The sequence below is a fragment of the Psychrobacter sp. 1Y4 genome (assembly GCF_051847555.1).
This window is the reverse complement of the sequence record NZ_JBPYDE010000003.1, coordinates 97,983-122,797: the sequence shown is the minus strand read 5'-3', so window position 1 is coordinate 122,797 and position 24,815 is coordinate 97,983. Positions and strand designations below refer to the sequence as shown.

Genomic DNA, 24,815 nt, shown 5'->3' with positions numbered 1-24,815 from the left:
CTTGCTAGTGTTTATTCCTTCAGTAATAATATTGAAAAACCATTCCATAGAACAGATGCTAGATTTTTTAGTAATATTAAGAAAAGATAAAAGAATATTTTTCAAATTAATAAAAACATAACTACTATCTTTATTAATTTGAAAATAAATATTAGTAGAGAGAATATATAACAATTTAATCTGTAAGCTAATATTTATAGCTGATACTCACTTTGTTAAATCAGTAATTCTATATCTTTAAAACTAGTTTGATGCCTACGTTTATGTAGATAGAATTCATAAGGTTAGACTAAAGAAACTATGGAATGACTATATATTATAACTTATAAAACCGAAGGTTTTGGCTAGATATAATTATAATTTTTATAAAAAAATACTGCAATTTTTATAAAAATTATAAACCAAATATATAATGCTACTATAAACCGTATATGCCATTTATTTTGACTATGAACTTTGTCTAAATAGCTTGGTACTAAAAAGTCTAGCTATATTTACAAAAAAAGGAGTGGTCTTTGAAATTTTCTTGTGCATTAGAAACGTCATCTGAACGCATTCGCCTAGTTAACGTAATCTCGCCTCTTATTAAAGCAGGTTATCAACTAGTATCGCAAAAACAAGAACCATCAGAAAACGGTGGAAATATTATTCATGTGGTCGCTAGAAGTCAAGGATCAAAAACACAAGCTGATCTGGTCGACGACTTATCCTCTATCGCAGGCTGTACGCTCTTCAATTTAGAAATCTCTGACGAAGAAACTGAAGCACCAACCAAAAAAGCGATGGATGAAAAAGATGTTTTGGCGACTATCGGTGCTCAATATCCCAATATAGTTAATGTGGTCAACCAATACGCTGACAGTTTAGCAGACAATAAGCGTGCGACTGCGTTACACGAACTAGGCCGTAAGGTTGGCGGTGGTATCTATCAACGCGATTATGCGCTTGGGAGTCCGTTAAAAAAATCTGTTGCCATCAGTCGAGAGCTTGTTCCAGCGTTGAAAAGTTTTGCTAAAGTTAAAGCTAATGAAAACATGATTAGTTTAATTAGATGTCCGTTTTGTGGTTCGTCAACTAGCAGTCATTCAAGTTGTGACTTTGTAGTAGGTTACATAGAAGGCTTTTTAACGGCCAATCCTGCAGTAGGTAAAGCAAGTGTTGAGGAGACCAGCTGTGGAGCTGGAGGTAACAATACTTGTGAGTTTAACATTAGATAAAATAGTCGCTCATAGTTAGTTTAGCCGCTATAAACAAAAATAGTAGATGTATTAAGCACCTCGGTTCAACCAAACCAGCATGGTCTTATGCTCAACTTTTATTACATATGAAGGATAAAAAAATGATTGAAGTTCAATATGACATGCTTTTGGTGTTTGTCTCATACGCGATTGCAGTATTTGGCTCTTATGTTGGTTTAAACCTTGCTATTCGTGTTCCAGCTGCAAAGCCAGGCGCAGATCTGTATTTTTGGGTAGCTTTATCTGCCATCGCTATTGGTGGTGCCATCTGGTCAATGCATTATATCGGTATGATGGCAGTCGATATGCAGATGCCAGTGACTTATGATGTAGGTATGACGATTGCTTCTATGATACTTGCGTTTGTGTTCGTTGCAATTGGAATCGTTATTGTAGGTCGCGGTACACCAAGTATTGCTAAGTTATTAGGCGGTGGCACACTAGCGGGTCTTGGTGTTGCAGCCATGCACTATACTGGTATGGCATCAATGCAGATGGAAGCGACCATGTCGTATAATACAACACTTCTAATCGCTTCAATTATTATTGCTATCGTAGCTGCTACCGCTGCACTATGGTTGGCGTTTAACTTACGCGGTAACTTACAACGTTTTGGTAGCGCGTTCATTATGGGAATCGCGGTTTGCGGTATGCATTATACAGGTATGGCTGCGATGGAAATGACCCATACAGGCGATATGATGTCTATGGGCTATACCAATTCAGGTGCATTCACCTCATCACTGACTATCTTTATTAGCTCAGTCATTGTATTAAGCTTACTATGGGCTGCTGCCTCTTATAACGCACCTAAAAAAGCGACACTAGTGTTTGGCGAATAATAACAAGCTAATAACACTCTTATAGTTAAACCATAAAAAAGGTTTTTAGATTTATATCTAGAAACCTTTTTTTGTGCCTGAATACTTAAGCCAGCTTTAGCTATACGGTAAAAGGGTTATAAGTGAAACTGTTTTAAGGTTGCCGCGTTAAATAAAAGACTACTTAAATTGACGTTATAGGCTTAGGATTTTTTACATTGTTCTTATATAGTAGGTTTAACTTAAACGTGTTGCAGCGATACTGGGATGAATTTTGCGCAGTCTCTAAGAACGCAGCAAGCAAGGAAAATTTATCCCAGTATCACGTTTGAACTTATGACAGTTTTATTTTCAACTGACTATATGATCTGAATCATTGTCTTTATTCTCACCTCTGCCGTACTGTGTTGACGTCTTTTCATAGTAGATTTTATGGAATACAATCTTGATGCGGAAGCAGTTTCTCGCCGAACCCAATATTTTCGAGTAATACTAGATGTCTTAACTCATTCTAAACTTTCACACTCGTCGTAATTGAGCGCACCTGACAGGGGGTAATCTGCTCGATGATGTCAGCTAATTTTGGCTTAGCTGTTAGTCCTAACCAATAGGCAAACCCTACTTGGGTTAAATCTACACCGCTATGAGCCGTATAGCTAATACCACCTGATGGGCGACTGTTAATCTCAAGGACACGGTGCTGACCATTATCATCCGCCTTGGTCTGTACACTAACAATACCATCACAACCAAAAGTTTTAATCAATGGCATAACGACGTCCATGACTGACTGCTCGTAGCCGATATGCTGGATTTTCCCTGTTTTATGGCGAGTGATTGCGGCTAAGACTTCGCCATATTCACAGACCACATCGATAGAATATTCCTGCCCTGATAAGTAAGGCATCAGTAACATAGGAATAGGACGCTCATGCACCATCTGACTGTTTGTATAGGCATTCACAAACTGTTCAATATTGATTTTCTTACTGTCTGTAAAATACAGATGCTCAAAACTATCATATTGTTCGTTAGCTGCTTTGCCAGTATCTAATCGCCAAAATCCTTGAGCAAAAATACCAGTAACCGGTTTTACACATAGTGGTTGATGACCATGTTTAGCCAGTAACGCTTCAAGCTCATCAGTAGTGTCAAAGCGCCAAGCGTCTGCCACGGGGATATCATGCGTATGACACTGCTGCATAAACGCAAATTTATCTTCAATTGACGCTAGTGCCTCTACGCTGGTTGCACCCGTTAATAAACGAATACCTGCTGTGTCAAATGCTTTACGCTGCACTTCGTAGTCAATTCCATTACGACCAGTCAAAAGCACCTTTACGTTGTGTTGTTTTGCATGCTCTAATACAAATTGCCAACGCGGCATGTCAGGTTTTAAGGCTGAGTCTTGATCGTCATCTATTAACACGCCAGTAGGCTCTTGATAAGTCAAATCAGCAAATTCAAAAATCTCAGGACGATGATGTCGATGTGAGGCAATCACATCAAATGGGGTGTTAGAACGAGTTTTTAGGGTTTGTAAGCTAGATAACATATCGCGCTGGCTTGATTGTCCTTCAGCAAGCCAAGCCGCGCTTAAATCATACTGATATTCATTGTCTTGGTTGTCCATAAATCTCTCAACGTCGTTTGGTTTGGCGTACTATGTTCACAGTCATTATATACAAATGTGGCAAATTATAAATCATTATGCAAGTAATGCACGACAGCTGATGTAGTAGATTTCAAGCTTAACCATAACAAGCGTATTCTCATTCAGCAGCTGCTAAAAATTGAGTCATATCCATGCTACTATAAGACGATAATAAGGCTAAAAATATCTCAACTGTATAACCATATAAAGGATAAATCATGAGTCAAACCCTAGTTGCAGGTGCCAATGCGCCATTACCAAATGACAATATTAGTATTAGAATTTTGAGTCAAAATGCGATTGATTGTGCCGCTTATCGTCTGACAAACAGCGGCAAAGTCCGCGGTGATGGCGATATGGTGTTTTATGGTCAAAAAAGTAGTGATGATAATAGCGTCAGCTTTCGAGGTCATGACAGTGATGGGTTTTTTGATATCAATTTGCCTGCGCAGCCTGCAAGCATCGAAAAAATAGCCTTAGCATTTTCTAGTGGGCAGACGCTGGCGCAACTGGGTGATGTCGACATTCAAGTATTGCAAGGCAGTCAGGTACTGATGACTTGCCAGCTTAGTAGCGCTGGACGTAATGAAAAAGCCATCATTCTGGCAGAATGCTATCGCAGGCAAGGTAGCTGGAAATTTCGCTTTATTGCTCAAGGTTTTGAAGGTGGACTAAAACCATTATCCGAGCATTTCGGTGTTGAGATTGCAGATGAAGCGCCAGTTCAGAACCAGTCACAAAATCAACCACAGAGTCAATCACAATCTATCAATACCCAAAGACCTATCAACACCCAAAAAGCGGGTAGTGCAAGTCAAGCAAGCATACCGCCGCCGATTCAGACCAGTCCTGCAATCAATTTAAGTAAAATTACCTTAACCAAAAACCAGTCCAGCATTAACCTCAAAAAACGCGATGACTTTGGTAAAATATCAGTTAATTTGGATTGGAATCAGCGCCCAAATACGGATAAGGCAGCGCCCAAAAAAGGCTTACTAGGCGATCTATTTAAGCAGCATGGTAAAGGCGGTATTGATCTTGATGTCGGTGCGATGATTCATCTGAAAAATGGCGAAAAAACACTGATTCAAGCACTAGGCAATCGTTTTGGTAGTTTGCAATCAGCGCCTTATGTATTGTTGCGTGCTGACGACAGAACTGGACAGGTAAGTGGTGGCGAGTGGCTCGATATTAATGGTCAGCAATGGGCACAAATCGAAGAGGTGTTTATTTTTGCCTTTATCTATGAGGGCGCACCAAACTGGGCGCAGACGGATGGGGTGGCGACGATACATGTGCCAGAACAACCACCGATTGAAACTCGCTTAACCGAAGGCGCTGGTAATCTACCAATGTGTGCTATTGCGCGTTTGGTAAACCAGCAAGGCAGTATTAACGTTGAACGCATCAATCAATATTTTAAAGGTCATCAAGAAATGGACAAAGCTTTTAATTGGGGCTTTAGTTGGAAGCGCGGGCGTAAGTAATATTTAGCCCCGATATTTAAATAAAAAACAGCCCGTCTATGCATAGCATACGGGCTGTTTTTTTATAATCACAATACAATTATAGCAGACTGTGCTTAAACCTATTATGCATGTGGCGTGATAGCAGGCATCAAATCATGAAAGGTACGACCAGAAGCAGTTTCACCAATAGCGTGCATCTTCCATTCATTATTATGGCGATACACTTTTGCCATAATCATCGCTGTATGACTGCCTTGTGCAGACAAGTTATAACGTGCCACTTCTGAGTTGTTGTCAGCGTTGACGATACGGCAAAAGGCATTTTCTACTGTCTCAAATGTCTGTCCAGTAAAGCTATTGACAGTAAAAACCAGTGATACTACCTTAGTAGGAACTTTTGCAAGATCGACGTTGATCACTTCGTCATCACCGTCGCCGTCGCCTGTGCGGTTATCACCAGTATGAACAATACTGCCATCTTTTGACTTAAGCTGACTGAACCATATGGCATCGACAGGCTGTTTGTTGTTATCAAACATAATGCATGAGGCATCCAAATCGATTGAGTCGCCGCCAGTGCCGCCACCAAATAACTTACCTAAGAAGCCACCTTTTTTGTCTTGGGGTCCTTGTGCGACATCCCAGCCAAGACCTAGCTTGACTTGGGTAAGGTTGCCGCCAGCTTCTTTGCTTAAGGATATTTTTTGACCCTTTTGTAAACTAACTGCCATGATGAGATCCTTATACCCTCTCAAAAATTATGATTAGCTGCGTCAAACTTGCTTAGTCTATGATGCGTAGTTCTACGATGCATAGTACGGACACTTATTTTCCTTGCTACTCGCATTTTTGTCGATAGTATTTTAGTAATTGTAAGTGGAATATTTAAATGTTGATTACTGTAGTTAGCCATTCATTTTGCTTATAAAGTTTGCTTATAAGATGTTATCTAAAAAACCACCATTGCCGCCGCGACCACCCGAACTGCTACCTAAGATACTTTGTAGCCAGCCCTGATAACTGTCTCGATTACGTGAACAAATAATGATCTTACCAGTGCCTGAAAAGTTTAGCACCATACCTTCACCACTAGTGACTGAATTGATGATATTACTCATAATACCTTTTTTCTTACTGGTTGAGACCGACAGCTTGTAATCAAGGTTTGAGTCCCAGCAGACTACATGCCCATTATCGATAATGACATCTTTGTCTGGCGTCACATCAATCTCAAACAAGGAGCCAAAGCCAGAGACAACGACTTGACCTTTACCTTGGGTCTGCATGACCATAAAGCCGCCCGTATCACCAAACACCGCACCGCCGAGGTTACGCTGAATATTTGCTCTGATATCGACCCCTGTCTGTGCGGCGACAAAGGCGCCATCACTCAGAGTATACTGCTGAGTACCGACGTCCAGTATCTGCATATCGCCATCCAGTGTTGGCGCAAGTAGGCAGTCACCTTCACCATTGACCGCTTCTATCTGTTGTTGAAACAGTGATTCATCATTAGCAAAGCGGCGCATTAACGATTGCATCAATCCACCTTGCATTTTACCTTTTAGCTCAAGATTGGACTCCATCATTACCATGGCATTGGCTTCGCAATAAATCGAATCGCCTTTTTTAAGGTTACAATGCAAAAATGGTTCGATAGTTCCGATTAAGCTAAACGTAGCAGTCATGAATGAAAAATCCTTCTAATTCTATATTGATTATAAACATCTTACTAAGCAATTATATTCAAATATTTTACGTAATCATCTATATTTAAAGCCATCAAATGTGGTCAATACACTTGATGGCTTAGGGGGAAATACAATCAGACATCTGATTGACTACGTTTACTCATAAATGGTTAAAATCAATGATTAAACATTGACACCATAAGAGGCAGCTAATGGTCCTAGACCACCGCTAAAGCCTTGACCAACTGCGCGGAATTTCCAATCACCGTTATGGCGGTATAACTCCCCAAAAATCATTGCAGTTTCGGTGCTACCATCTTCTGATAAGTCATAACGTGCGATTTCAGATTGGCCAGTGTCGTTAACGACACGAATATAAGCTTCACCAACTTGACCGAAGTTTTGATTGCGGTTTTGACCTTCATAAATGATGGCGCAAATAGCTACTTTGCTGACGTCAGCTGGAATGCTTGCAAGGTTGATTTTGATTTGTTCATCATCGCCGTCGCCCTCACCAGTACGGTTATCACCAGTATGCTCAACAGCACCATTATCCGACTTTAGGTTGTTAAAAAAGATAAAGTCCTGATCATTACGTACTTTGCCTGCTTCGTTGACCAAAAAGCCAATAGCATCTAAATCAAACTCTTGACCGTCAGTTGCGCGTGGATCCCAGCCAAGACCAACGGTGATATTGGTTAAGCCTGGCGCTTCTTTTGATAAGTTTACGTTGCCGCCTTTTGTTAAGCTAATAGCCATATAAATATCCTTTAGATTAATAATTAAGTGGATTAAAGAATCAAAAAAATGAAATAAAAATCGTGCAGTCGTCTAACAATCAACGTAAATATCAAAAATATCTACCTGTATGTCACGTCCTGCATGTCATTACGTTTTACTATACTAAGCGTTTGCCTACTAAGCAAGGCGAATTTTGTGTGACTATATGACATATACATTTCTATTTATAAAAAAATGGTTTTATTGCAATATTACGCTCATTTTGGCTATTTATTTGATTATGATTTATAATAGCGCGCTCAGGTTCCCTCTACCCTGGTGTAAAAAAAGGCCGCTTTATGACTATCAGTACTGTTTTGACAACCCCAATTGAACCCATTCGCCATAGCCGTGCTTTATTTTGGCTAGTCAGCTTACATATCTTTATCATCGCAAGTAGTAACTACTTGGTGCAATTACCTGTTGAGCTGTTTGGCTTTATCACCACCTGGGGCGCTGTTACCTTTCCTTTTATATTTTTGGTTACTGATTTGACCGTGCGTATCTTTGGTCAAAATCTCGCTAGACGCATTATCTTCTTTGCTATGCTGCCTGCGCTATTGATTTCTTATTATTTTTCAGTAGTATTTTCAAATGGTCAGTTTATTGGTCATGAACACCTGCTGGATTTTAATCTGTTTGTTTTTCGCATTGTTCTTGCAAGCTTTAGCGCTTATGTCGTCGGACAGCTTTTAGATATTCAGGTATTTAATAGATTACGCCGTCTTAGCGTCTGGTGGATTGCGCCCTTAGCATCGACGTTTATTGGTAATCTGGTCGATAGCTTGTGCTTTTTTGCCATTGCCTTTTATAAAAGTCCTGACCCTTTTATGGCGTCGCACTGGGTTGAGATTGGCGCGATGGACTACTTATTTAAGATCGTAATGGGTGTATTTATTTTCTTACCATTATATGGTGTGATATTGGCAAAGTTGCAGAAGATGCTGGCAGGGAAGTAGAGCGTAAAAAAATAAGTTGTGTATACGTAAATGTCTAACACGCTCTAAAAACGGACATAAAAACAGGTCATAACCGATAGTGGCGATGACCTGTCGTGTAACGGCTCAGAACAATTTAAGCATTAAGCTTAGAGTTATCGAGACCTATTCAATTGCTGCTTGCTTACGATATTTGAGTGAAGAAAGTAACGCCCAGCCGATAAAGGCGATACCGATAAGACCAGTAATCAGCTCTGGCACATGAAGCTTCACTGATAACAACATAATAATCGCTAGCGCACCGATAGCATAGTGTGCGCCATGTTCAAGATAAACGAACTCATCAAGTGTGCCTTTGTCCACTAGGAAAATGGTCATAGAACGCACAAACATCGCACCAATAGCAAGACCTAGCATAATAACGATAACGTCGTTGGTAATAGCAAAAGCACCAATGACACCATCAAAACTGAACGAGGCATCAAGGACTTCTAAGTATAAGAAACCAATAATACCGCCTTTCATAATGGCACTGGTCGCTTCCCCGCCCGACATACCATCTTCGTGTTCTAAACCTTCTTCAAGATCGCCCTCGAGCATACCAGATACCACTTGGACACCAAGATAAACTAGAATACCCCAAACGCCAGCGATTAATACAGCAGAAGCTTGCTCTGTACTAGCCCATGATACCGCTATCATCAAGATAATAAGTGCGACAAAGACACTCATAGCATCAACTTTACCCAGTTTTGCCAAACGGCTTTCAAGCCAGTGGAACCATAGGACTTCTTTTTCGTCAAATATAAAGTTTAAGAAAACCAGTAGTAAGAAAATACCACCAAACGCTGAGATTTCAGCATGGTGCGCCATCAGTCTGGCAGAGTACTCTTCTGGGTTGTATAAGGCTAGGTTGATCACTTCCATCATACCAAGGTCAGCGGTAACCGCGACAATGACGATAGGGAAGACCAAGCGCATACCAAATACGGCAATTAAAATACCAACGGTTAAGAAGATTTTTTTCCAAAATTCATCCCAGCCTTTGAGGACTGAGGCGTTGACCACCGCATTATCAAACGATAATGAAATCTCCATGACGGCCAAAATAGCAGTAATAGATAAGGTAGCTATCATGCCACCCATACCGCCATGTGAATATCCCCACCACGCCGCTACCGCTAAGGCAATGGCTGTAAAGATAAAGTCTAAATAAAAATGTCTCATGACACATCCTGTCTGGTTGCGTAAAGCTAAGGTCGGCCTATTATAGACACAAACCACAAAAAAGTGGCTATTGCTAACCACTTTTTATGCATAATTTTAATCGAAACATAAAGCATTATCAGTCGTTTGGCTACCAATAATAGTGACTGTTTTGTAGCTATACTCACTACTATTAATAGAGCAACCTATACTTTAGGTTTTGGATGTGATAGTTATTCTAATAGCAGTATAAGTACTGATTTTAGGACAACTCTAAATATCCACACCATACTGCTGACACATGGCTTGCAATCCACCTGAGTAGCCCTGTCCGACAGCACGGAATTTCCACTCGCCGTTGTGACGATACACTTCGCCAAATACCATGGCCGTCTCAACAGAGTAGTCTTCTGCTAAGTCAAAGCGAACGACCTCAGTACCTGTCTCTTCATTGACGACGCGGATGAAGGCGTTGGCTACTTGACCAAAGTTTTGACTACGAGCAGCAGCATCATGAATAGTAACGGTAACGACAACTTTATCGACATCAGCAGGTACTTGGGTCAAATTTACTTTGATGACTTCATCATCACCGTCACCTTCGCCAGTACGGTTGTCACCCGTATGCTCAACCGCGCCATTGTCGGACTTGAGTTGATTATAAAAGATAAAGTCATGATCACCGCGTACTTTGCCAGCCGTACTTAACAAAAACACACTAGCATCAAGATCGAATTCTGCGCCAGACGTCGCGCGCTCGTCCCAACCAAGACCGATAAGCAGTTTGGATAAATTTGGATCGGTTTTCGTTAGCGATAAGTTACCGCCTTTATTAAGTGATAAAGCCATTTGATAGTCCTTATTATTAGAGTAAGTTCAACGTTTTATTAAAATCGTGTTGATGTTGAGACGATACAAGGAAGAATAATATTGCATCAGAAATGGTGCAAAACCAACACGTAATAACGTTCTATCATAACAACAAAAAATGACCCAATCAAAGCAGATTAGGTCATTGTTGTGTTTATGACAAGGTGAACTACAAATGATAATATTTAAATACTACAGTGAACTTTAGTACATCTAAACTCTAGCGATGACGAATCTCAAAACTTTGATGGATGGGTTTTTTGATATTAAAATCAAAGCCAATAGTCTTTGAGGTAATATCAATGATAGCGTAGCGCTCGCTCAGCTGTTCATCTAATTCAAAGCGAGTAAAGTTGTTTGAAAAATACAACACGCCATCCGAAGTCAAACGATTCATAGCACGGTTGATAAGGGCAGCATGATCACGCTGTACATCAAAAGTACCCTGAAACTTTTTTGAGTTTGAAAAGGTCGGTGGATCGATAAAGATAATATCAAATTGCTCAGTATTGTCCTTAATCCACTCAAAGATATCAGCCGCAACGAATTGATATTTGTTACGACTAACATCCAGACCATTGAGTACAAAGTTTTGTTTGCCCCAGTCTAGATAGTTCTGTGACAAGTCAACGCTAGTGACTTTTTTCGCGCCAGCAAGGGCTGCGTGCACACTCGCTGTACAAGTATAAGCAAATAAGTTTAATACCGATTTACCGCGACTATTGCTCTTGATGCGTGCGCGCATATTACGATGGTCAATGAATAGACCAGTATCGAGATAATCAGTAAAGTTGACATAAAAATATGCACCATCTTCACGAGCGACATAAAACTTACCACGTTTTTCAGTGTCGCCTTGCTTACTATATTGATCATTGCCAGATTGACGTGCACGGGTTTTGATAAAGACTTGCTCGCGGTTGATATCAAATACCTCACGAATACCCATCAATGCCAAATTAAAGCGTTTTTTGGCAGTTTCCGGCGGGATGGTTTTGGGCGGTGCATATTCTTGCACATGCGCATAATCGCCATATAGATCAATTGCGACTTTAAAATCAGGCAAATCAGCATCGTAGACACGGATATTACTGACGTTGTCTTTTTTGGCCAGTTTTTTAAGCTTAGCAAGATTTTTTTGCAGACGGTTGATGAAGTCCTGACCATCTTCTACGTCAATCTCACGCTTTTCAAAGCGACTAACAAGGTTGCCCGTTTGCCCAGCGATGAGTGTTCCGTAACGGAAATAAACGGTGATAGCACCATTATGACAACGTAATGTTTTAGGCGCTTTAATCGGCAAGATATCAACTTGTTCGACATTAGCGGCCAAAATACCAAGCATTGGGTCAATTCCGCTACCAGCAAAGCTATCTTGCAAGATGAGTCCTAACGCATGGTATAACGGTTTTATCATCTCTTCATCACCCAAACGCTCACCATAAGGTGGGTTGGTGATGATTAAAGGGTTGCTCAATCGACCATCATCGACCAGTGGTTTTAACACACCGCTCAATTGGTCAAGAGCGCGGGTTTCTATATCCAGTAGCGGTAGCAAATCTTGCAAACCTGCTGCAATCAGGTTCTTCTCTGTCGCTAGAGTCGCACCGCTATCTGCATCGTAACCTAGTATAAGAGGCAGGGTATCTGGCTGCTCATGAGCAATCGCTAAAGCGTCGCGAAAACGTGTCTGCGCATCATCAATCATTTGCTGCCACAGTGCATCATCATGATGTTGCCATTCATAAAAACCAAATTGATTGGCCGCTTTATCGATACCGACTGCATAATCACAATGCATAAGAAGCGCTTCGATAATAAACGTACCAGAGCCGCACATAGGGTCGATGAGAGCATTGTAAAAAGGTGCGTTACCAGCGTCGTTTTTCTTATGCCAACCAGCACTATAGAGTAGGGCAGCTGCTAGGTTTTCTTTTAATGGGGCTTCGGTCATCGCCACACGGTAACCACGGCGATGCAAACTGGTACCTGATAAGTCTAGATACAGCTCAGCTTGTTTATCATTGACGGTCGCAAATACAGAAAAGTCTGGATTTTTACTATCGACATTAGGACGGCTGTCATAAACTTCATTAAAAGTATCGGCAATCGCATCTTTGATACGCAGCATCGCAAACTGTTGACTGACAGCAACACGCTTGTCAACAGACAGGCGAATCGCAAACGTTTGCTCCAAGCTAAACTGTTCAGTCCAGTTGACCGATTTTGCCAAGCCATAGAGCTGTTCTGCCACATCATAATCTGTATTGATGTTTTTACGTTTGATAAGCATTAGTACTCGTGAAGCCACACGAGACCACAAGCAAATCGTATATAGATCATGCAAAGTACCAGTCACTGCCAGACGGCCCGTACTTTTGATGTCACTTGCAATACCAAAACTTGTCAGCTCAATCTGTAGGGGCACCTCAAGTCCATCGGCACAGGTGATGATAAGATCAAGCGACAACGCTGGTGGAGATACTGTGGAAGAGAGGGGCGCGGCTGTTTCGGACATACGGATACCTGTGGGCTAAATGGATAAATGAGGCGCATCATAAATTACGATGTTTAACCCGCGATTTTACCATATTTCAGGATAGGATGGTTTAAAGTGGTTGGTATTAAGCAATATAGTCGATACTAAGTGTTTGAGTGTGCTAACTAATGATATGCACCAATACCCAATATCTAACGCGTCTCGACTGTTTTATTTCTCATTTTTGGTTAAGGGTAGCGGTTCTGTTTTTATTTCTGGTTCTGCAATGACTTGCGTTGTGGTTGCAAAAGGTTTGGTAGCGATAGGGTAGTCGACATCTTTTGGCATGAGCAACCGCATATGCGGGTAGGGCGTTGAGATATTGGCAGCATCGAAAGCGCGTTTGATATCTTCTTGTAGGTTTTCTTTAATTTTTGGCATACGTGCTACGGCTGCAGGCTTCACCCAAAAGCGCACAATAAAGAATACGCCATATTCACCAATTTCATCGACTGTGGCTGAGGCCTCAGGGCGACTTAACACGACATCGGTGTCAGTCAATACTTGTAAAATCTCTTTGCGAGCTGTATCGATATCATCTTCGAAGGCGATACGCATCCGAAGATCAAAACGTATAAAGTTCTTAGAGGTCAGGTTGATCACCTCAGAGGAGGCCACGTTAGAGTTTGGGATGATAACGGTGATGTTGTCTCGCGTCAAAATATGGGTGGTGCGTAAGGCAATAAGTACCACACGACCTTCGTTTTCATTAATGTGAATCCAGTCGCCCACCTGAAACGATTGTTCGAGCAAGATTGTGATACCAGCGATGAAGTTGGCGAGTGTTGATTGTGCTGCAAAGCCGACTGCTAAGCCAACGATACCAAGACCAGCTACCAAAGATACAATATCGAAGCCAAATTGGGCCATGACGCTGGCAAGTCCAAGCACCCATATTAGTACAGATAAAATATTTTTGAGTAGCTGCTCGATAGAGGCATTAAGACCATAGTGTTGCAGTACTTTATGAATGATCTGTCCTGATGACGTCCACAATATATAGTAGATACCTGCCCAAATACTGGCTTTTGCTGTGGCTTTAACAGTACCTGGCTCAAAGTTAATCTGACTCATAATAGCGATTAGACTAGCGACAACCCATATATAACGCAGTACTGAGCGTACGATGTTACTACGTCGCTCATTAAGACGAAACCGTGTCTTATTGTGCTTTATAATATAAATCGCCAGCCAATAAAAAAACCCTAACACTGCAAGCAGTATCAGGATTTTGATGCCAGTACTAACCAACTCTACTATCTGAGTGGACCAATCAAAAGAATCTTCTTCTACTGAGCCACCAAGCGCAAGATATAAACTGGTATGTAGGTCACGGATAATCTCTTCAAAAAAATCAGTAATACCAGCAATTGCCATTATCTTGTCCATGCAAAGTTAAGTCTCAAATTACTACAAGCTTTGTGCCAATCAACAGTCCAAATAGTGATTGGCACAAGGCATATCTCTTATTTGAAAGTGTAACTGAGCAGACAACTAAAAGCTATACTCCTGTGCATCTTGAGATTGATAAGGTATCTCCATTTTATGCTGGACATCGCGCAGAGCAGTACGCAGACCTTCTAAAATAGTAGGATGATAAAAAGGGGTGTCGAGTAAATCTTTGACACTTATATCATTGGTAATAGCGGTCGCCAATATATGTCCAATGTACTCAGCATCTGGACCAACCATACTGGCACCTAAAACTCTATCGGTTTTTTTACAAGCATAAATATGCAATAGGCCGCAGTTAACACCCATAATACGACTACGTCCTTGGTTGTCAAAACTGACACGGCCGATGACATATTCTAACTCTGGATCCTGTTGTATCTCAGGTAGTGACATACCGACGTTGACAATCTGCGGTGAACAAAACACAATAGAAAAGGGAATAGCTGGCGGACGTATATAAGCGTCTGCCTTATTTTCGCATACTATATTACCTGCACTATATCCTTCATCACTAGCAACATGTAATAGAGGAATATTAGCATTGGCATCACCAACAATATAAACATCAAGATCACCAATCTGACCCGTCTTCTTATCTAATTGTTTTGGCCGGTTTTTGTCATCAAGCTCAACATCTAAATTTTCAATACCCAATTGTTCAATATTATTACGACGTCCAGTCGCGACTAGTACACGTTCACCTTGCCATTGCTGCATCTTACCTGCACTGTCTTCATACTCAATAAAGGCGGACGTCTTATCTTCTCCTTCAACAGTTTGCGTACCTACATTATTGATCTTACTGCCCAAATGCATGGTCAATTCGCGGTTTAAACAAACGATTGCTTTATTGTTGATGTCATCATCTTTAAGTCCAGCAACGCGTTTAGCACGATTGAATAAAGTGACTTCTACGCCTAAGCGTTTAAACGCTTGCGCAAGCTCTAATCCGATAGAACCTGCACCTATGACGGCTATAGATTTGGGCAAGTCTGTCAGCTCAAAGACGGTATCAGACGTCAATAAAGTGTCACCAAGATTGTCAGACCAGTCATCTGGAATATAGGGAGAGCTGCCAGTCGCCACGATAATTTTATTGGCCTTTATCAACTCATCATTAACTTCAATCAAACCCTGTTTATTAATATGCGCGCGCCCTGATATCTTCTTGTTTTCAGGCCAGCTATCTACTTGCTTCTTAATATAGCTTGCAAAATGGCTACGCTCATCACGGACACGTTCCATTACTCGTTTACCATCTATCTGAGTCGTAGCATGAATGCCAAAGTCCTCAGAATGATTGGCGTCATGAGCACGATCAGCTGCGGCAATTAAAAGTTTACTTGGCATACAGCCAACTTGGATACAGGTTGTACTCCAAAACCCGTCATTAATAATAACAATGTTTTCAATAGTTTTACTGGCTTGACGAAACGCGTTCTGACCTGCAGTACCAGCACCAATTACTGCTACCTCTACCTTAAGAGTGACATTCTTGTCAGTGTTACCAGACAGTTTGCTCATATTATCCTCAGTTAGTTGATTATTTATATCTATATTTGACGATTTATTTTTTTAAATAGTGGGCTTTAATACTAAAGCTTATCTAAACGTTATGCACCTATGCATACGTAGCAAGCTGTTGCAAAAATGTGTCATTATTTTCTTAGATGACATAAATGTTTTTACAAAAATATTGATTGAGAATGATAAATATAGTTTCTGTCTTGTCAGAAAGTTTCATAGCAAGTGCTAATAATAAAGTAATGATTACGAAAAGCTTTGATATACAATTAAGTTTACTAAGTCAACATGGCAAACAGATGTCATTAGTGGATGATGCGCTGGCAAGCTTCTATGAAGCTATTAAAGAGTTAAACGCGACTGACAGTGTGACAACTTTAACAATCCAGATTTAGGATTTATGAAAAAATAGTCTTTTGTTGTTAAAAACAAAGAAGCCTTCATAGCTCTGATAAATACCGATGGTCCTTATCAAATCTAAGAAGGCTTTTTAAACATTTACTTGTTCTTCAAGCAATATCAATCGGAGTGATTACGCACTTAGCGTCTCTAACAAACGCTCAGTATAACCTTTTGCTCTTAGGTTGCGCTGCGCGTGGGTCAGTGTCCCGTCCTTATCAAATACAAATACTGAACGCACAAGGCCCATAGTGATTTTTCCATACATATTTTTTTCTTTAATAACGTCAAAGTACTGGCAGAGTTTTTCATCACTATCGCTAATAAGTGGAATTTGTAGATCGTACTTGGTGATGAACTTCTTATGAGACTCAACGCTGTCTCTTGATACGCCAACGATATCATAGCCAAGCTTATCAAAGACAGGTAGATGTTCTGTAAACTCTGTGGCCTGCGTAGTACAACCAGGTGTATCGTCTTTTGGATAAAAGTAAAGAATCAGCCCTTTGTCGGTATGCTCTACAAGCTCTTTTAAGCCGATGCTATCATCAATCAAGTGACCATCTAAATTGCGAACGATCGCTACTGGAAAATCTGGTAGGGTAATACTTTCTGTTGCTGGCTTTGCCATATTAACTTCCTCATCTTATTGAATTCAAAATATAGTCGATGTCAGTTGACTCATTATAGTTAAATTAATAATAGCGATTGATAAATTTTGTATATTGTTTATTTACTAGCAAAAAAAAGACTGACGATTGTCAGTCTTCTTAATACACGCATTTAAAAAATAACTTAAGCAGGCTTTTGGGGTTGTTTTAAGTCCAGACCTTTAGTGCATTGCTGCAAATCTTTTTGCATTGTTTTTACGTAAGGTAGGCCTGATGGGTCTTTTTTATCTTTTGCGTAGCTTTCAATTTCCCACATCTGACCAATCGTCATTTTACTGCGTACATCGATGGTACAGTTACACAGTTTAGTGGCAGTACTCTTGTCAGCGACTTTATATTTGACCGCACCAGTAACGCACTGATTAATATTGTTTTGCTTGATATCAGTAGCATTTGCTTGCGGCATAGCGACCAGACCGATTAATGCTAGGGGTAGTACTTTTAATAGCTTCATATACACTCTCTTATAAATAAACACAGCGCCGATAAAACAAACGCTAAATGGATAATACTGTTGATAGCCAGATATTGTTAAAAAGCTTTTCATCTATCGGCTATGCTGTTATTTGTAAACGATATCTAGTAGGGGTATAAGGATTCATACCATAACAATTATAGCTATCAATGAACACTGTGTACTTGCTGTGTTGATGCAATCAAATGTTACGCTTATGTTTGTCACGTTTATGGTCTGTGCTTTGAGCATAAAGCAGTGTTTAGATGAAGACATTCAAGCATAAACTTAAATACACAAGCAAACTCAAATGTTTGAATTTACTCAGGACGTTGGTACTGTGCTTGGTAATGCGTAGGATCAGCAACGTCAGCTTGAATAAATCCTTGACGACGTAGCGCACAGCTGTCACAAACACCGCAAGCAAGCCCATCTTTATCTGCTTGATAACAAGAAATGGTCTGTCCGTACTCAACACCAAGCGTAAGTCCAAGCTCAATGGTTTGTGCTTTAGACAATCTTTGCAAAGGTGTTTGAATGCTTAAATGATGACCTGTAACGCCAGCTTTGGTCGCAAGGTTTGCCATGTGTTCAAAAGCGGCGATGTACTCGGGACGGCAGTCAGGATACCCAGAATAATCTACTGAGCTGACACCAATAACGATATGATTGGCAGCCGTTACTTCGGCAACTGCCAACGCATAAGACAAGAATATGGTGTTACGCGCAGGTACATAGGTATTTGGAATGGCATCGTTATCAATCTTATCGTGCTTTTTATCAGGGAATTTATCCGCATCCCCATCAGGCACCGTCATACTGTGATCGGTTAATGATGAACCACCAAGCTGGGCAATATCAATATCAATAATGCGGTGATTCACTGCCGCAGTTTTAGCAATCGCTTTTGCTGCAACAAGTTCACTATTATGGCGCTGACCATAATTGAAGCTTACCGCGGTGACGCAAGCATAGCGAGCCTTTGCCCAGTACAAACAAGTGACCGAATCAAGCCCACCTGATAGTAAGACGACAGCATTTTGATCTTGTTGAAGCGTATGTGCAGGAGTTTTGGATACTGAGCTGAAAAAGTCAGATTGCGAGGTAATGTCAGTCATAGTAGTGTCTATTATTGAAAAGCGAAAAACAGCCATTTTAACAAAAATATGGCTACTATTACATAACCATAGAAGTTATAAGACCTATATGGATAACAAGGGTATTGAATTTTATGACTTTAAACCCTGCAATTTAATCTCATCTTTTCAAACTGTTAGCATTTTTTGTTATAATCGCTGCTGCTTTTAGTGCATTAGTAGTAACACGTCATTAAACCTTGTTCTACTATCAATTGCTTTATCGCCAAATCACCTTTGTAAAGATACTGAGTAATCTATGACCGTAGCGACCTTATTCACGCCAAAAAATACGCTTGAGTCTGACAAGATGTCTACTAAAGCACATCTAGATAGCCATACTTTAGAAACTGATGCTTATAGTGTGGAGTATGATGACGCTGATGACGCTGATGACGCTGATGACATCGCTACAGAATCTGCTTCTAAAGATTTAGCTGACGAACAAACTCTTACAGAGTCTGCATTATTTCGCAAATTACAAAAAAAGCTACGCAGGCAGGTTTCGTGGGCCATTCGTGACTTCAACATGATCGAGGATGGTGATGTCGTAATGGTATGCGTTTCGGGCGGTAAAGATAGCTATACGCTGTTAGATATTTTACTGCTATTGAAGCGTATTGCCCCGATCAGCTTTGATATTGTCGCAGTCAACCTTGATCAAAAGCAGCCTGGTTACCCAGAGGATATCCTGCCTGCTTATTTGAATGAGCAAGGTATTGCACATTATATTTTAGAAAAAGACACTTATAGTATTGTCAAAAGCGTCGTGCCAGAAGGGAAGACCTATTGCTCAGCCTGTTCACGTCTGCGCCGAGGCTCTTTATATGGTTTTGCTAAGCAAATCGGTGCAACCAAAATAGCCCTCGGTCATCATCGCGATGATATGTTAGCAACCTTCTTTTTGAATCTGTTTCATGGTGGTGCACTCAAATCAATGCCGCCAAAGCTGCTGAGCGATGACAAGCAAAATATGCTTATTCGTCCATTGGCTTATGTCGAAGAAAAAGACATCATTGAGTATGCCCGCTTAAAAGCATTTCCTATTATTCCATGCAATCTATGCGGCAGCCAAACCAACTTGCAGCGTGCCATCATCAACGATATGCTGCGCGATTGGGATGATGCGCACCCGCAGCGTCTGGCCTCGATATTTAAAGCCATGCAAAATGTTGCGCCATCGCAATTAGCTGATCGTGAATTATTTGATTTTGAACAGCTAAGCTTAGAGCGTGATAACCATGAGCGTCTATTTGAAGGGGATAATATCCAAGCAGGGCAGACCGACAGTCTTGCTGAGATTGGTCTGCCTGTCGCGCCAAAGACTCAGACTTTTAATGCAAAGTTTGATAATAATTATAAACAGTCAGCAGCTTTGGATAACAGAAAAGAAAGTAGCCGTGCCACACAGAAAATCCCTACGATTAATCCACTTCTTTAGCTGCTTATTTAACTAAGTAAAATTGGTTAGTACATAAAAAAACCAGCTTTTAATAAGCTGGTTTTTTATGGTTTTAAACGAGTTATTTTGAAAACTATGTCCAAAAAGGTTTAACTTTTGGCAAACACTTGCAGTGGATCAAAACTGACTTCTGGACGAGGCAATTTTGCAACGTCTTGCATACGCCAGTCGTCTTTACCATCATTGCTCACTTGCAAATAGTATTTGGCTTTTACTGAATCAATATCCACTTTGGCACTGTATCTATTCCCTTCTTGATGCTCTAGCACCACGTCTCGATCCTTTTTGACATCTGTTGCATGTGAAATCGAAAGCTCTAACGTATCAGGATAGGTAAGTGGTTTACCATTTAACAGTTTGCCTGTTTGTAAGCTCTGCTGTGGATAATCAAGATAAAAAGTAATATCTCCATTTGAGTTAAATTGCATTTTGCCACTCAAGTCTAAATCGTATGTCAGCTTATCGCGTGATACATCGTGATACAGCGTTTTGCCGTCCATATACCAATCGTCACGTACCACACTGTCACGAATCTGATAAGAGTAGTAGACAAACCAAAGACAAGCGATAACCACAAAAGCGGGCATACCAATAACAAAGATAACCACCATATAATTTTTATACCATGGTTGGCTATCTTGATGCTTAAAACTTGGCGAAGAATTTGGTGTAGACATAGAATACCTATTAGATGTATGAACCGATCAATATGCTATTACCTAGATTGAGTCTCTAATATACAGACACTCAATCATAGATTATACCTTATATTTCAAGTATTTACTGGCCTTGAGTCGTAAAAATGTTTTGTTTACTGACTTTATACTGACCGTCCTCACTTACCACGTTTAAAGTAACAGGCGTTTGACCAGACTCAATAATATCAGGGTCACCATAAATGCTCACAGGCATATCGAAGCTTTCGCCAGCTTCTAATGGCACGTCGTTAAAACGCAGCACTAAGCTAAGACCATCTTGCGGTGCGAGCGATATTTTGTAAGCGTGAGGCTCTTGGGTTTTGTTGGTTAGCTTCACAATATAGCTGTTTTCAATCATACCTTGGTTAGTTAGAGAAGACAGCTGGTTACGGTCACGGCGAATGTCAATTTCTAATGGCACGCGATCAGTTAATGCATAGATAAGACCCCCACATAACACAGTTAATAGTGTCAAGTAAGCAAACAAACGCGGGCGTAAGACACGGCTAGGCTCATTTTCAGCCAATTGTCTCTCAGTTGTATACCTTATAAGTCCGCGTGGATAGCCAACTTTGTCCATGATTTCATTACAGGCATCGACACACGCTGCACATTGAATACAAGCAACTTGTAGGCCGTCTCGAATATCGATACCAGTAGGGCATACCTGCACACACATTTGACATTCGATACAGTCGCCTAAATGGTCTGGATTGGTACCTTTTTTTCGTGCGCCGCGAGGTTCACCGCGTTCATAGTCGTAAGATACGATGAGAGTGTCTTTATCGAACATGACACTTTGGAAACGACCATAGGGGCAGATTTGAATGCACATCTGCTCACGCATATAACCGGCGTTAGCATAAGTCGAAAAAGCGAAAATAAATATCGAAACCCAAACCCAGGTTGGCCAATCAGGAAAAGGGATGAACCCTATCATCTGCCAGCTGTTATACAGCGCTTCTGTTCCTGATACATAACTGACAAAAGTCGTGGCAGTAATCATCGAAAACACAAACCAAATAAAATAAATCAAAAACTTTTTAAATGCTTTGCTCGCACTCATCGGCGTTTTGTCAAACTTAATACGCTTGTTACGATCGCCAATCACCAACTTCTCAACATATTGGAACAGATGCGTCCAGATGGTTTGTGGACAAGCATAACCACACCATACTCGACCAGCATAAACGGTGACCATAAACAGCGTAAAAGCGGCAATAAGAGCAAACGCGGCAATAAAATAAAAATCTTGCGTCAAAAACGTCATGCCGAATATATAATAGTGCTGTGAGGGCACATCAAACCATATTGCTTGCCTACCGTTGTAACGCAACCAAGGTAAAATTAAAAATAACGCTAAAAACGCATACATACTGATGACACGAATATTTTGATAAAAACCTGTGACGAATCGAGGATGTATACGATGCTTTGTCGCATCAAGATCTATTTGTTGTACTGGGATTTTATTAGGTTGTGGTGCTGACATAAACTTGCCTCTTTAAAAAAAAGAATCAGTTCGCTGGCATGGGTAACATACATAAAGTGATGCAAAGCTTAGCATTGTTATCAATGTCAGTAAGTAGTTAAAGCATAAACATGGCATAAAAAAACTGCCCAACTACCAAATGATTGATTGTAAATAACGGGTTTAAATACTGACTATTTTACCATTTACCTTAGTATAAATGAGGCGATAGGCTCAAAAAACAATCATTATACAAATATAAAATATTTTTATTATGAATGTTTAAACTTAAAAAAGGAGAGCCGTCATAACAGCTCTCCTTTGTTAACGCTCATTACTAATCAGACTAGATAATTAAGAACTTAATTGCTGCTGACTGCTGGAACACTATTGGTCGCTTTTGGCATAGAAGCCGCAGCTGTCACATTAGCGCCGTTCTTGGTAGCTGCTGATCTGTCTGATAATGAATAAACATAAGATACTACAAGCATAATACGCTCATTACCCAATTTGGTTTCCCATTCAGGCATGACGCCTGCACGGCCATAGCGTAGGGTATCGCGAACAGTTTCACGCTCACCGCCATACAGCCAAATGTTATCAGTCAAATTAGGCGCACCAGTTGAAATCATACCTTTGCCATCTTTACCGTGACATAAAGCACAGTTCGCATCATAGATAGACTCGCCTTGGGCGACTAAAGTTTTATCCAGCTCACCGTTGTCCTTATGACCGTTGTTATCAGATAATGATAGAACATACTCAGAAGCTGCGCGAACGCCTTCTTCACCAATCTGATCACGCCATGCTGGCATACCACCAACCCGGCCTTTGTGTAGCGTGGTGAGTAGGTTTGCCGCATCACCACCATATAACCAGTCATTATCCGTCAAGTTAGGATAACCTGTTGCACCCTTAGCGTTTGACCCATGACACACTGCACAGTTTTGCAGGAACAAACGGCTACCTACTTTTAGTGCGTTAGGGTTTTGTGCCAGTTTTTCGATTGCAGGCGCAAGATCAGTAATTTTTTCATCAATCTTAGATTGCAAATCCGCTGGTGGGTTGTCACTACGTTTCAAAGTATTCTGTAACTCTGATAGCTCACTTAAAGTCTGAGCGGCATCAGTGGCATCAGCTTTTACCAGAATACTTTTTTCAAAGTTATCGGTAAATACTTTATTGTTGCTTTCAAGTTCACTATTTAACTCATTGTGAGAAGTCCATGGTACAGTCTCGCCATCAACTTCTACTGTTGCAATACCGTCCCAGTGTTTTGGGAACATCGCTGGAAAAAATATCCAATAAGCGACCGCCCATACAATAGAACCAAAAAATATTACTAGCCACCATTTGGGTAGCGGTTTGTCGTATTCTCGAATACCATCATACTCATGTCCTGTAGTGCCGTCCTCTTCTACTTCTGGCTTATACTTTAGTACCATTAGTAAAACTGCGAGAATACCTAACCAACACGCAAAGCTCAGTATAGTGATCCAAGAACTCCAAAAAAATGTCATCATTCATCCTTATTGCGCGGCTGGTCAGATGAGGATTCTTTGTCCTCATCATCAAGCGCAAGTTGTGCATCTTCTTCGAAGCGTTTTTTGTTTTTTGGCGAATACGCCCACCATGCAACGCCCAAAAAAGCGATAAAGGCGGCAACCGTTGCAATGGTCTGTAGTTCACCAATACTCATTAGCGCTGTCCTTCCATCGCTGTACCCAATTGCTGTAAGTAGGCGACTAAAGCATCAAGCTCTGTGGCACCCAGTACCGCATCAGGAGCACCTTCAATGTCTTCTTCAGTGTAAGGTACGCCAAAACGATCACGGAATAGACGCATCTTAGTTTGAACGTTATCACCATTAACTTCATTAGTTGCAAGCCATGGGAAACCTGGCATGACAGATTCAGGTACCAACGAACGCGGATTGATTAAATGCTGCTTTTGCCAGTCATCAGAGTAGCGTTCACCAACACGAGCCAAATCAGGTCCAGTACGCTTTGAACCCCATAAGAAGGGATGATCCCACGTAGACTCAGCAGCACGTGAATAGGGTCCATAACGTTCAACTTCTGCACGTAACGGGCGAACCATTTGCGTATGACAAACATGACAACCTTCACGAATATAGATGTCACGACCTTCAAATTCTAATGCAGTCCATGGTTCCATAGCAGGAAGAGGAGCGTTGACCCCACCATCCTCAGGACCTTTGTTATCATAAATTAGTGGTACGATTTCAACTAGCGTTGCAAAGCTAATAGCAATAACGATACCGATGACCAACAAGCCTGTATTTTTTTCAATAATTTCATGCGGTGTACCAGCCATGA

22 protein-coding genes are annotated in these 24,815 nt (G+C 40.8%); 5 read left to right on the top strand and 17 right to left on the bottom strand.

Features of this window, described 5'->3' with window-relative positions:
• Positions 1–515 precede the first annotated feature (515 nt).
• Positions 516–1,217 (top strand): hypothetical protein, encoded by a 702-nt coding sequence (locus tag ACS8FC_RS03325; RefSeq protein WP_439260518.1) that lies wholly within the window; start codon positions 516–518, stop codon positions 1,215–1,217.
• A gap of 122 nt (positions 1,218–1,339) precedes the next feature.
• Positions 1,340–2,080 carry an MHYT domain-containing protein gene (locus tag ACS8FC_RS03320; RefSeq protein ID WP_439260519.1) on the top strand — a complete coding sequence of 247 codons (741 nt, stop codon included), beginning with the start codon at positions 1,340–1,342 and terminating at the stop codon, positions 2,078–2,080.
• Positions 2,081–2,570: 490 nt separating this feature from the next.
• On the opposite strand, the gene ACS8FC_RS03315 is transcribed toward ACS8FC_RS03320, so the two are convergent.
• Positions 2,571–3,692: an ATP-grasp domain-containing protein gene (locus ACS8FC_RS03315; protein ID WP_439295865.1), complete on the bottom strand. Its 1,122-nt coding sequence runs from the start codon at positions 3,690–3,692 to the stop codon at positions 2,571–2,573.
• Positions 3,693–3,931: 239 nt separating this feature from the next.
• Here ACS8FC_RS03315 and ACS8FC_RS03310 point away from each other — a divergent pair, with 239 nt between their 5' ends.
• A complete protein-coding gene (locus tag ACS8FC_RS03310; protein ID WP_439295864.1) occupies positions 3,932–5,200 on the top strand; it encodes a TerD family protein in 1,269 nt (422 codons plus the stop codon).
• Between the two features lie 104 nt (positions 5,201–5,304).
• Here the strand turns inward: ACS8FC_RS03310 and ACS8FC_RS03305 are convergent, their stop codons facing one another.
• From ACS8FC_RS03305 to ACS8FC_RS03295, 3 genes are all read right to left on the bottom strand, one after another.
• Complete coding sequence (locus ACS8FC_RS03305) at positions 5,305–5,913, bottom strand: TerD family protein (RefSeq protein ID WP_439295863.1); 609 nt, start codon at positions 5,911–5,913, stop codon at positions 5,305–5,307.
• A 204-nt stretch (positions 5,914–6,117) separates the two neighbouring features.
• Positions 6,118–6,870 carry a TIGR00266 family protein gene (locus ACS8FC_RS03300; protein ID WP_299186313.1) on the bottom strand — a complete coding sequence of 251 codons (753 nt, stop codon included), beginning with the start codon at positions 6,868–6,870 and terminating at the stop codon, positions 6,118–6,120.
• A 186-nt stretch (positions 6,871–7,056) separates the two neighbouring features.
• Positions 7,057–7,632, bottom strand: a complete 576-nt coding sequence (locus tag ACS8FC_RS03295; protein ID WP_439295862.1) for a TerD family protein — start codon at positions 7,630–7,632, stop codon at positions 7,057–7,059.
• 320 nt (positions 7,633–7,952) lie between these two features.
• Here ACS8FC_RS03295 and ACS8FC_RS03290 point away from each other — a divergent pair, with 320 nt between their 5' ends.
• The gene (locus ACS8FC_RS03290) at positions 7,953–8,612 is read left to right on the top strand and encodes a 7-cyano-7-deazaguanine/7-aminomethyl-7-deazaguanine transporter (RefSeq protein WP_439260526.1); all 660 of its coding nucleotides are present in this window, start codon (positions 7,953–7,955) and stop codon (positions 8,610–8,612) included.
• Positions 8,613–8,756: 144 nt separating this feature from the next.
• Here the strand turns inward: ACS8FC_RS03290 and ACS8FC_RS03285 are convergent, their stop codons facing one another.
• The 8 genes from ACS8FC_RS03285 to queC all read right to left on the bottom strand — a co-directional run bounded on the left by ACS8FC_RS03285 (position 8,757) and on the right by queC (position 18,827).
• A complete protein-coding gene (locus ACS8FC_RS03285) occupies positions 8,757–9,818 on the bottom strand; it encodes a DUF475 domain-containing protein (protein WP_439260527.1) in 1,062 nt (353 codons plus the stop codon).
• A 252-nt stretch (positions 9,819–10,070) separates the two neighbouring features.
• Positions 10,071–10,646 (bottom strand): TerD family protein, encoded by a 576-nt coding sequence (locus ACS8FC_RS03280; RefSeq protein WP_439260528.1) that lies wholly within the window; start codon positions 10,644–10,646, stop codon positions 10,071–10,073.
• Positions 10,647–10,887: 241 nt separating this feature from the next.
• Positions 10,888–13,185: a bifunctional 23S rRNA (guanine(2069)-N(7))-methyltransferase RlmK/23S rRNA (guanine(2445)-N(2))-methyltransferase RlmL gene (gene rlmKL / locus ACS8FC_RS03275; RefSeq protein WP_439260529.1), complete on the bottom strand. Its 2,298-nt coding sequence runs from the start codon at positions 13,183–13,185 to the stop codon at positions 10,888–10,890.
• Between the two features lie 192 nt (positions 13,186–13,377).
• A complete protein-coding gene (locus tag ACS8FC_RS03270; protein ID WP_439295861.1) occupies positions 13,378–14,583 on the bottom strand; it encodes a mechanosensitive ion channel family protein in 1,206 nt (401 codons plus the stop codon).
• Positions 14,584–14,700: 117 nt separating this feature from the next.
• Positions 14,701–16,185 carry a dihydrolipoyl dehydrogenase gene (locus ACS8FC_RS03265; protein WP_439295860.1) on the bottom strand — a complete coding sequence of 495 codons (1,485 nt, stop codon included), beginning with the start codon at positions 16,183–16,185 and terminating at the stop codon, positions 14,701–14,703.
• Between the two features lie 532 nt (positions 16,186–16,717).
• On the bottom strand, positions 16,718–17,215 hold the full coding sequence (locus ACS8FC_RS03260; protein WP_439260534.1) for a peroxiredoxin: 498 nt from the start codon (positions 17,213–17,215) through the stop codon (positions 16,718–16,720).
• 164 nt (positions 17,216–17,379) lie between these two features.
• A complete protein-coding gene (locus ACS8FC_RS03255) occupies positions 17,380–17,709 on the bottom strand; it encodes a hypothetical protein (protein ID WP_299216741.1) in 330 nt (109 codons plus the stop codon).
• A gap of 320 nt (positions 17,710–18,029) precedes the next feature.
• The gene (queC, locus tag ACS8FC_RS03250) at positions 18,030–18,827 is read right to left on the bottom strand and encodes a 7-cyano-7-deazaguanine synthase QueC (RefSeq protein WP_439295859.1); all 798 of its coding nucleotides are present in this window, start codon (positions 18,825–18,827) and stop codon (positions 18,030–18,032) included.
• A gap of 328 nt (positions 18,828–19,155) precedes the next feature.
• Between queC and ttcA the strand changes: the two genes are divergently transcribed.
• On the top strand, positions 19,156–20,286 hold the full coding sequence (ttcA, locus tag ACS8FC_RS03245; RefSeq protein ID WP_439260822.1) for a tRNA 2-thiocytidine(32) synthetase TtcA: 1,131 nt from the start codon (positions 19,156–19,158) through the stop codon (positions 20,284–20,286).
• Between the two features lie 110 nt (positions 20,287–20,396).
• Here the strand turns inward: ttcA and ACS8FC_RS03240 are convergent, their stop codons facing one another.
• The 5 genes from ACS8FC_RS03240 to ccoO all read right to left on the bottom strand — a co-directional run bounded on the left by ACS8FC_RS03240 (position 20,397) and on the right by ccoO (position 24,813).
• A complete protein-coding gene (locus ACS8FC_RS03240) occupies positions 20,397–20,984 on the bottom strand; it encodes a FixH family protein (RefSeq protein ID WP_439260537.1) in 588 nt (195 codons plus the stop codon).
• A 103-nt stretch (positions 20,985–21,087) separates the two neighbouring features.
• Positions 21,088–22,497, bottom strand: a complete 1,410-nt coding sequence (ccoG, locus tag ACS8FC_RS03235) for a cytochrome c oxidase accessory protein CcoG (protein WP_439260539.1) — start codon at positions 22,495–22,497, stop codon at positions 21,088–21,090.
• A gap of 341 nt (positions 22,498–22,838) precedes the next feature.
• Positions 22,839–23,996 (bottom strand): cytochrome-c oxidase, cbb3-type subunit III, encoded by a 1,158-nt coding sequence (ccoP, locus tag ACS8FC_RS03230; protein ID WP_439260823.1) that lies wholly within the window; start codon positions 23,994–23,996, stop codon positions 22,839–22,841.
• On the bottom strand, positions 23,996–24,175 hold the full coding sequence (locus tag ACS8FC_RS03225; protein WP_299216726.1) for a cbb3-type cytochrome oxidase subunit 3: 180 nt from the start codon (positions 24,173–24,175) through the stop codon (positions 23,996–23,998). The genes ccoP and ACS8FC_RS03225 overlap by 1 nt, the downstream gene beginning before the upstream one ends.
• Positions 24,175–24,813 carry a cytochrome-c oxidase, cbb3-type subunit II gene (ccoO, locus tag ACS8FC_RS03220; RefSeq protein ID WP_299216723.1) on the bottom strand — a complete coding sequence of 213 codons (639 nt, stop codon included), beginning with the start codon at positions 24,811–24,813 and terminating at the stop codon, positions 24,175–24,177. The genes ACS8FC_RS03225 and ccoO overlap by 1 nt, the downstream gene beginning before the upstream one ends.
• Positions 24,814–24,815: the final 2 nt, after the last annotated feature.